Here is a 9,396-nt window from a genome sequence, read left to right as displayed (position 1 = left end):
CCAGGTTGGGGAGCGGGTCGACAACGCGCGCGTCGCCGGCGCCTCGGCGGTCGAGGTCGCGGTCGGCGGCGACGGCACCGACCGGGTCCGGGTCGCCGACGACGGGTGCGGCATGTCACGCGCGGACGCGAGGCGCGCGGTCGAGCGCCACGCGACGAGCAAACTCGCGCCCGACGGCGACCCGGTCGGCGTCGACTCGCTCGGCTTCCGGGGCGAGGCGCTCGCCGCGATCGCCGACGCCGCGCGGCTCGAACTGACGACGAGCGACGGCGACGCCGTGGGGACGCGGGTGGTCGTCGACGGGACGGCCAGCGGGTCGGCGGCCGATGCGGACGCGCCGGCGGAGCCGGCCGTCGCCGACGCCGGCCGCGCCCGCGGGACCACGGTCATCGTCGCGGACCTGTTCGCGGCCCGCCCGGCGCGCCGGGAGTCGCTCGCGGGACCGGCCGCCGAGTTCGCGCGGGTTTCGGCGCTGGTCGCCGACTACGCGCTCGCGAACCCCGGGGTGGCGTTCACGCTGGCACACGACGATTCGACCACGCTGTCGACGCCGGGGACCGGGGCCACGGACGCGCTGTTCGGCGTCTACGACCGCGAGACCGCGAGCCGGTCGACGGAGATCGCGGCGAGCGTCGCGGACAGGGTCGAAGGGGGGACGGGCCTCTCGATCGACGTCGCCGGCGTGCTCGCGTACCCCTCGGTGACCCGGGCCTCCCGCGACCACGTCCGTGTGTCGGTGAACGGGCGTCCCGTCCGGAACGACCGGCCCGCGGCGGCCGTCCGCGCCGGGTACGGCCGCCTGCTCCCCGACGGTCGCGAGCCGGTGGCGGCCGTGGACGTGGCGGTGCCGCCCGCCCGCGTCGACCCGAACGTTCACCCCGCGAAGCGCGAGGTCGGACTGCGCGACGCCGACCGCGTCGCCGACGCGGTCGAGTCCGCGGTCGCCGACGCGCTCACCGGGGCGGACCTCAGGCGACAGGCCGAGGTCGACACGGGGATCGAATCGGCGCTCGATCCGGTCGGCGGCGACGACGGCGAGCGCCCCGCGGCCTTCGAGGGCGCGGAGCCCCTCGGCGTCTTCCGGGACCTCTACCTCCTCGTCGAGGCCGGCGACGAGCTGCTCGTCGTCGACGGTCACGCCGCCCACGAACGCGTGAACTACGAGCGGCTCGCCCGGGCGTTCGCGGACGAGCCGGTACCGACCGCCGCGCTCGACCCGCCGGCGACCGTCTCGCTGTCGGCCGACGAGGCGGCGACCGCGGAGGCGAACGCCGATGCGCTCGCGGCGCTCGGCTTCGAGACGGAGCCGTTCGGCGGCGGGACCGTCAGGGTCCGGACCGTGCCGGCGCCGTTCGGTCGGGCGGCCGACGCGGACGCGTTCCGCGACGCGCTCGCGGCGCTGTCGGGCGGCGAGCCGCCGCGGGACGCCAGGGAGGCGCTGTTGGCCGACGTGGCGTGTCACCCGTCGCTGAAGCGCGGCGAGGTCGGCGATCTGTCCCCCGACGGGCAGCGCGCGCTGCTGGACCGGCTCGGTGAGTGCGACCGCCCGTACGCCTGCCCCCACGGGCGGCCGACGGTCCTCACGGTCGACGAGGCGACGTTCGCGGCCGGGTTCGAGCGGGACCGATAGCGGGGCTGGCGAGACGGGTGACTGTCACCGTCGCGCCGTCCGGTTCGGCGCCCCCGACGGACCCGTCAGGTTCGGGACTGACGACCGATATCTATTAGCATGGTCGGGTTGGAGGTGTTCACATGGAAGAGTCGATCGAACCGACCCGGGGATCGCTGCCGACGGAGCGGTCCAGCGGTCGGTTCGCGTCGCCCGACGGGCTCCGGGACCTCGTCGAGCGACTGCTCGATTGGCTCCGGAGCCGACGAGGGTCGGACTTGAACGCCGTCTCGACGGCGACGACGATGCGAAACGTCGTCGACGCGGACGCGCTCGCCGACCGGATGCCGCCGAAGTGGGAGGTGGGACACGACGTTGTCACCTACGGCAGCGACTGCCTCACCGACGTACTGGTCTTCCGACACACGCCCACCAGACAGGAACTGGTGGTGATGCCCGAGCGGAACACCAGGCCGGAGGGGGAGATCAGCTTCTATCACACCGATCGGAACCGCGGCGTTCGTCACCTGCTGTCGATCGGTGCGGACTCCCTCACCGCGGCCCTCAGTTACGTCCTCGACCGAATCGACCGGTTCGAGCAGCTGTTCGCCGGCCGAGGCACCGAACTGCCGAGCGGCTACACCGACTCGTCGGAGCTGTGACGCCGGGACGCGACCCGGCCGATCCCCAATCGGCGCGGGGGTCGACCCGTCTCTGCCGCCTTCGCGTCTCAACGGAGACCCGCTGCCTGCGGTCGATTACGCAAGTGCAAGGAGGAAGCCTCGCCCTTCAGGGCGGGGAGGATGTCAAGCCCGTCCCATCCGTCACACTCGCAGACCGGTGTGACCGGTCTGCGATGTGAGTCCCCCGGTCGAGTGCGCCGAGCGCCGCCTTCAGGCGGGCCGGTCGCTCGCGCGTTCATCGCCGTCGTCGTCGAAGCGCTCGACGCGCTCGACGGTCTCGTCCGCCTCCGCCGTCTCCGGCGGGTACGAGACGGTCCGCTGCGGGTACGGGATGGAGATCCCGGCGTCGGCGAAGCGGCCTTGGATCATCTCGACGGCGGTCGCCTTCGAGCGCCAGCGGGCCTGCGGCGTCGGCGGGTCGATCCAGAAGCGGAGGTCGAGCAGGATCGCGGAGTCGCCGAAGCCGGAGGGGACGGCGTACGGCTTCGGGTTGTTCGCGATCGTGTCGATATCCTCGAGGACCTCCTCCGCGATATCGCTGGCGGCGTCGGGGTCGTCGTCGTAGCCGATGCCGACCTCCATGTGGATGCGGAGCCGCCCCTCGCGGCTCCGGTTGGTGATCGCTTGGTTGGTGACGAGGTCGTTCGGGACGACGACGTACTCGCCGTCGAAGTTCCGCATGTGCGTGTTCATGATCGTGATCTCGGTGACGAACCCCTCCTGATCGCCGATCGCGACCCAGTCGCCGATCTCGAACGGGCGCGCGAACATCAGCACGAAGCCGGCGATGAGCGAGCCGAGGGTCTGCCGGGCCGCCATCCCGAGCACGATCCCGAGGAATCCCGCGCCGACGAGGAGCCCGCCGAGGTTCACGCCCCAGATCCCGAGGACGGTGATGCCCGCGATCACGAGCAGTCCGACCTGCATGATCCGGGTGAGGAGCTGTTCCTGGTGAGCCGTGATGCGGTCGCTGTCGTCGGAGAGGGCGGTGACGTACTCCTCTAGCACGTCGCTCGCGACGTACGCGCCGCCGAGAAGCAGCGCCGAGAGGAGGGCCCGCCCGCCGACGGTCACGGCGTTCTCCGCGACCGGGAGCACCGCGACGACGACCGAGAACCGCCCCCACAGCGTCAGCACGGCGACGGCGGCGAGCGCGAACAGCGCGAGCTGGAGCAGCCCGACGAGCAGTCGCAGGCCGAAGGAGACGGGTACCGCCTCGCGGAGCGTCTCGATCGAGGACTCGCCGCGGCCGTCGAGGAAGCGCTCCAGCCAGCCCGCGGTGACTCGCTCGCCCGCCCGGACGGCCCGCGGGAGCAGTAGCCACCCGACCCCGACCGTCAGGAGGAGGATACCGACCGTTACCGCGAGGCGCGCCTCCGTGGTCACGACGCCGCTCAGCGTCGCGTCGATCCATGGACCGAGTTGTGCAGTCACTCTGTAGGACTCCGTCGTCGCGGTTATAAACCTCACCCCGAGGCTATCGATTCGGAGAACGAGGCGCACGACACGCACGGGACGCGTCCCGCAACCGAAACCGTCCTCAGCGCCCGCGCCGGAGCTCCTCGATCAGCCGTTCGATGAGCTCCGACTGCCGGTCGAGCCGCTCGGACTGCGCCTCGACGACGCGGCGGAGCTCGGCCACTTCGGTCGCGAGGTCCTCGCCCTCGACGCCCGCGCTCTCGAACGGCGACCCGTCGAAGGCGTCGGCGTCGGTCGCGGCCCCCGCGTCGCCCCGCGTCGCCGGCGCGCCGACTTCGGCCGACGCGGTTCCCTCACCCGAGGCGGATCCCCCGGACGGGGGCTTCCCGGCGGAATCGCCCGCGAGGTCGGTCTCGTTCGCCGAGTCGGCGTCGCCCGCCGGCTCCTCCGCGGCAGTTTCGGCCTCGGCAACGGTCTCGCCGAGCGGGTCCCGGTCGTCGACCGGCTCGCTCGCGGGCGCGGCCGCGGGATCACTCTCCGTCTCGGCCGCGGCGGACGGCTCCGCGTCGGCGACGCCCGCGGAGAGGGGGTCACCCGACGCCGCGCTCGCGTCCCCTTCGGCGCCGGCCCGCGTCTCGGTCCCGGCCTCCGCTTCGGCCTCCGCATCGGCGACGGGCGAGGCCGAGAGGGGGTCGGGGCCCTCGCCGAAGTCGGTGGTGCCGTCGGCACCGGTCCCGCCTCCGGCCTCGTCGTCTTCGTCGGCGGCGACGGTCACGCGGAACTCCTCCAAGCTGGCGACGTCGTGGTAGTCGCAGACGGCGTCGACGAGCGTCTCGCGGAGCGCCCGGGCGGACTCGTTGGGGGCCTTGAAGCGCTCTGAGCGGCCGCCGTGCGCGAGCACGACCGCGGTCGCGACGGTGCCCTCCTCGAAGTCGAGGTCGGTGAGGTCGGCGTAGGGGAACTCCTCGAACTCGTCGTCCCAGACGGCGGAGCCGACGTGTTTGACGAGCCGGTCGCTGGTGACGACGAGGGTGAGCTCCGAGAAGCGGAAGGTGCGGAGGACGGATTCGCCGGGCTCGGTGACGCCGGTCGCGGAGAGGACGCCGGCGAGGATCGGGTGGAGGGCGTCGTCGGCGCGCTTCGCCGGGAGCGAGAGGGTCTCGTCGCCGTCGAGGCCGTAGCCGAGGGTGAGTTTCGCCTTGCGGCGGCCCGTCGAGACCGCGATGCGCTCGACGTCGTGAGGGTACTCCGTGACCGACTCGTCCGACAGCAGGCCGTCGCCGCGATAGACGAGCGTCCGCGTCGGCGTCACCGCGAGCCGGTCGTCTCCCCCAAGCGAGACCGCGGCGACGACGTCCTCGTCGCCAACGGTCTCCGCGAGCAGGTCGGGAAGGCTCATGTCCCGGGAATTCGCCCCGTCCCGCATAAATCCGCGGGGTCCGGTTCTCGAATCCGACATCTCCCGGGGACGTCGCGGCCGGCGCCTCTGTCACCGCTTCACACCCGTCCGACGGATGGGAAGGTTAAAGGGTCTCATCGCGGTACGGGAAGGTGAGGCCGGGTGGCTTAGCTGGACATAGCGCCGCACTCATAGGGTTCGGAGATTCGGTGCGGTGACGCCTTGGAAGCGTCCGCGTCCTTCCCGTGGCTCCGCCGAGCCTCGGACCTGGGACATGCGGAGATCGTGGGTTCGGAGCCCACCCCGGCCATTCTCTCGGTTTCGTTGCGATCGCGAGTGACGACGTGCTGTAGTTGCTTGCAGTTGCTGTCTCATGCGTACGCGCGAGGAGCTCGACCCGCCGCGATTCCGTCTCAAATGAGGTATTTATACCATTCAGCGACTCGCCCCCAGTGTCGCTCAATCGCTGATCGGCCGTCTCAGGCCTCAACGCGCTCTTGTTATGCGTTCACACACCTTGTAAACCACACAAAGTATTTATACCGAACGCTGTATGGTTAGCCTGCAACCCCTACCCAAATGACTGCAGTACCGAGTACCATGAACCGAGTCCGGTCGCACTTTGATGATCTTGTCGGCGACGACGAAGATCGGGCGTCAGGTGCCGGGAAAGCTGCTGTGGTCGACGCAGACAACACACAACAACAATGACAAACGACAATAATACACGCACGAAGGCCAACGCGGTCTTCTTTGCGGCGGTCATGGTCATCTCCATGGTTGCTGTCGGCTTCGCTGCCGCCCCCGCGGCTGCGGCGACTCCCAGCGACACTGACTACGACCGCACCGAGAACTCCACTGGTGCTACCTTGTACCAGGGTCAAGAAGTGCTGTATAACGTATCGACTGTTGAGAACTACGACGGAGGAAATCTTGAGCTCCGGTCCGTTGACCTGAGCGGGGACAATCCCCGCGTTGGTGGTCTTGAAGCAGCACTAGACCCCGAGGGAGACAATTACACCCTCATCGATACGTCCAGCTTCGGGGCTGGGCAGTACGTGATCACCACCCAGTCAACCGGAGACCAGATTAACACAACCCTCGCTAGTAATAATGGTTCCGGAGACATCCGCTTGGAGGTTGTCGTCCAAGGCCTCACGACCGAGTTCGACGACGAAACGGTCGGTGACTCGGGCTCCGATGCCACCGTTGACTTCGAGATCAGTTCCGCAGCGCGGAACACCTACGCCGTCAACGTGGAAGCCGACGGGCTTGATGAGGAGGACCTCGAGAACATCTTTAACGACACCACCACGCGGGATGTCACTGAGAACCTAACCTCTGACGACGATTACGACCGTTACAACGTCAGCAGTTGGGCTCGGAACGGGAGCTCCGCTGATGGCGACTACGCACTCAACGGCGAGGATGGGTACATCACCCTCTTCCGCGCTGAGGACGATGAGCACACGCTGAACTTCACCGACATCGACGCTGGCGAGTACCAGTTCAACACCAGCGTCGTCGACTCGACCGCTGAGGACAGCGCGTCGATCACCGTTCAGGATATCGGCGACGGCGAGGTCAACATCGAGGAAGGTAGCCTCACCGAGCAGCAGGGTGACATCGTCGAGATGACCCTTACGGCGGACGGCGCCGCCAGCACTGGAACTGTCGTCATCGGCAACGATGACGACTTCGGTTACCAGGCTAACGTGAGCATCACTGACTTCGGTGACGACGATCAGATCACGCTGGCGTTCAACACCTACACGGCTGGTCTCTCCGGTGCAGAGGCCGTGTCGATCGTCGATGCCGACGATGACGACGCCATCACCGTGGACGATGAATCGAGCCTCGACAACATCCTCGCCACTGGCGACTACGACGTCCAAGCCAGTGCCGTTGATAGCGGCAGCCCGAACGCGGACGCGCAGTCCACGATCGACTCGCCCGACGACGTGTCGACGCTGTTCATCGAAGAGCGCTCGTCGGAAAGCGTCCAGCTGTGGACGGCTTCCGACTCCAACGCTGACGACGTCGTCTCCGCGGACGATGACGAGCAGCTCGACACGCTCACGACCGCCGTCGAAGACGGCGCTGTGACGCAGACGAACGACTTCGCACACGGCGACTACAGCGTCCACCAGATCAGTGCGAGCGGTCTGGCAGGTATGCTGGACTACACTGTTACGAACCGCTCGGTTAGCGATGACGACGTGTCGGCGCAGTTCGAGTACCTCATCGACAATCTGAACAACAGTCAGTCTCAGGTCATAAGCGGCACTGCATCGAGTGACAACGCGATTCAGTTCCGCCTCCGTGAGACTCGCGACAGTGCCGGTCCGAACGCGGATCGGGAGACATTCACGCCGGATGCCGCTGACTTCGACGTGGTTGTCGACGGGGAAAACGACGAGTACTACCTCCTCCTCGACACCAGTAATATTGATAATCTGAACGACGACGAGGACTACACGTTCGACGTTCAGTTCGCGGTGCAGGACGAGCGGCTCCTGAACCCGGACACAGACGACGTCGATCAGGATGAGTTCGAAGACTCTTACAACCAAGTCACGTCCGAACTCTCCCTTGCGGAGCGCGATGCTTCGTTCGATCAGGATCCGTACAACGTGACGAACGCTGAGGGTCAGACCGTGATGGGTACGACGAACGTCGCGCCCGCCACTGAGTTCACCGTCCGTGCCCGCTCCGCCAGCGGCACGCAGCCTTCGTTCGTCAAGACGAACGACGAGGTTGTTGTGAATGCTGACGGTACGTGGTCGGCTGACTTCGACTTCAGCGACACGTCCGTGGGTGACGAGTACACGCTCACCACCAACGGGCTCACTCTGAACGACGCTCCCGAAGCCGACGGTACGGTCGTTGAGCAGGTCCAGGAGCCCGCGACCTTCACGGTCTCGGACCTGAGCCCGAGCTCGGCCACCGCCACCGCAGGTGACTCGGTCGACGTTTCGGCGACGATCGAGAACACCGGCGAAGCGGAGAGTACCCAGTCTGTCATGCTTACGCTTGACGGCGATGAGCTCGACAGTCAGGACGTCACCCTCGCGGGTGGCGAGAGCACCACCGTCGAGTTCACGGCCGACACGTCCGGCCTCGACGCTGGTGACTACGAGCACGGTGTGGCCACCGACGACGACCAAGTTACCGGCACGCTGACCATCGAGGCCGCTGACGACGGCGGCGACGGTGACGACGGCGGCGCCGACGGCGACGACGGCGACGACGGTGGCGACGGTGACGACGGCGGCGCTGACGGCGACGACGGCGGCGACGGAGAAGACGGTGGCGACGGCGGCACCGACGACTCCACGCCCGGCTTCGGCGCTCTCGTCGCGCTCGTTGCCCTCATCGCGGCTGCGCTCCTCGCTACGCGGCGTACCGAGTAACGCGGCTGCGATTCACCACGCTCGCTGACCATCGGCCCTCGCGGGCCGACCCACAAGCGGTTCTTCTTTATCGAACTCGACCACCTAGCGACAGCCACACGCGTCGCTTGCGCCCACGCGTCTAGCGCCCGACGAGCCACCCGCACCGGTCGAAACGCCTACGGCCCCCGCTTGCGTCGGTGACCGTATGCACGCGCGTGACTTGATGGAACCCGACGTGAAGACGGTCGCCCCCGACGACGACGTCGCAGACGTGTTCAAGAAGTTCGCCCGCTACGAGTTCAGCGGCTTCCCCGTCGTCGACGCCGAGGACCGCCTGGTCGGCGTGATCACCGAGTCCGACCTCGTCGATCTGTTCGAGCCGGACGACGAGACGCTGTGGATCCCGATCGGGCTCCCGCCGTTCGTCGACACGCTCACCTACCAGGTGAAGGCGCCGTGGGGCGACCTCGATCTCGGCGTCGACATGATCCGGAACGCCGACCGCCCGGTCTCCGACGTGATGAGTACGGACGTGGCGACGGTGACCCCCGACGCCCCGATCGACGACGTGCTCGACCTGCTCGTCGGCGACGACCCCGACATCAATCGGGTTCCGGTCGTGGACGAGGACGGGCGGGTCGTCGGGATCATCGCCCGACAGGACGTGATCCGCGCGTTCCGGGATAAGCGGCTGGACTAAGCGGGTCGATTCGCAGTAGGTGATCGCGTTCGGGAATCACCTACCAAGGCCGGATCGGTGAAGGACACTTCCAAAGCCCCAGCCGCTCGGTTATACGTCGTTGCGGTCGGTGGCTCCGAAAACACCTCCAAAGCCCCAGCCGCGCGGATGTGCGGCGATGCGGACGGGCGCACCGCACACAGCGCCCACGC

The 9,396-nt window shown here is 68.1% G+C and carries 6 protein-coding genes and 1 tRNA gene; 5 read left to right on the top strand and 2 right to left on the bottom strand.

Going from position 1 to position 9,396, the window contains the following annotated elements:
- The coding region (mutL, locus tag OQF71_RS12525; RefSeq protein ID WP_280588063.1) for a DNA mismatch repair endonuclease MutL at positions 1–1,630 on the top strand (1,630 nt) is incomplete at its 5' end.
- Positions 1,631–1,752: 122 nt separating this feature from the next.
- Positions 1,753–2,271 carry a hypothetical protein gene (locus tag OQF71_RS12520; protein WP_280588062.1) on the top strand — a complete coding sequence of 173 codons (519 nt, stop codon included), beginning with the start codon at positions 1,753–1,755 and terminating at the stop codon, positions 2,269–2,271.
- Between the two features lie 231 nt (positions 2,272–2,502).
- Here OQF71_RS12520 and OQF71_RS12515 read toward each other — a convergent pair whose 3' ends face one another.
- Positions 2,503–3,726: a mechanosensitive ion channel family protein gene (locus OQF71_RS12515; protein WP_280588061.1), complete on the bottom strand. Its 1,224-nt coding sequence runs from the start codon at positions 3,724–3,726 to the stop codon at positions 2,503–2,505.
- A gap of 106 nt (positions 3,727–3,832) precedes the next feature.
- A complete protein-coding gene (locus tag OQF71_RS12510; RefSeq protein WP_280588060.1) occupies positions 3,833–5,110 on the bottom strand; it encodes a hypothetical protein in 1,278 nt (425 codons plus the stop codon).
- 156 nt (positions 5,111–5,266) lie between these two features.
- Here OQF71_RS12510 and OQF71_RS12505 point away from each other — a divergent pair.
- From OQF71_RS12505 to OQF71_RS12495, 3 genes are all read left to right on the top strand, one after another.
- Positions 5,267–5,420, top strand: a tRNA-Met gene (locus OQF71_RS12505).
- A gap of 397 nt (positions 5,421–5,817) precedes the next feature.
- Positions 5,818–8,523: a BGTF surface domain-containing protein gene (locus tag OQF71_RS12500; RefSeq protein ID WP_280588059.1), complete on the top strand. Its 2,706-nt coding sequence runs from the start codon at positions 5,818–5,820 to the stop codon at positions 8,521–8,523.
- A 187-nt stretch (positions 8,524–8,710) separates the two neighbouring features.
- A complete protein-coding gene (locus OQF71_RS12495) occupies positions 8,711–9,205 on the top strand; it encodes a CBS domain-containing protein (protein WP_280588058.1) in 495 nt (164 codons plus the stop codon).
- The last annotated feature ends 191 nt before the right edge of the window (positions 9,206–9,396 follow it).

Source organism: Halorubrum sp. Boch-26, from assembly GCF_029889805.1.
GTDB lineage: Archaea > Halobacteriota > Halobacteria > Halobacteriales > Haloferacaceae > Halorubrum.
Note: the sequence above shows the minus strand (reverse complement) of the source record. Positions and strands in the feature narration are given on the sequence as shown.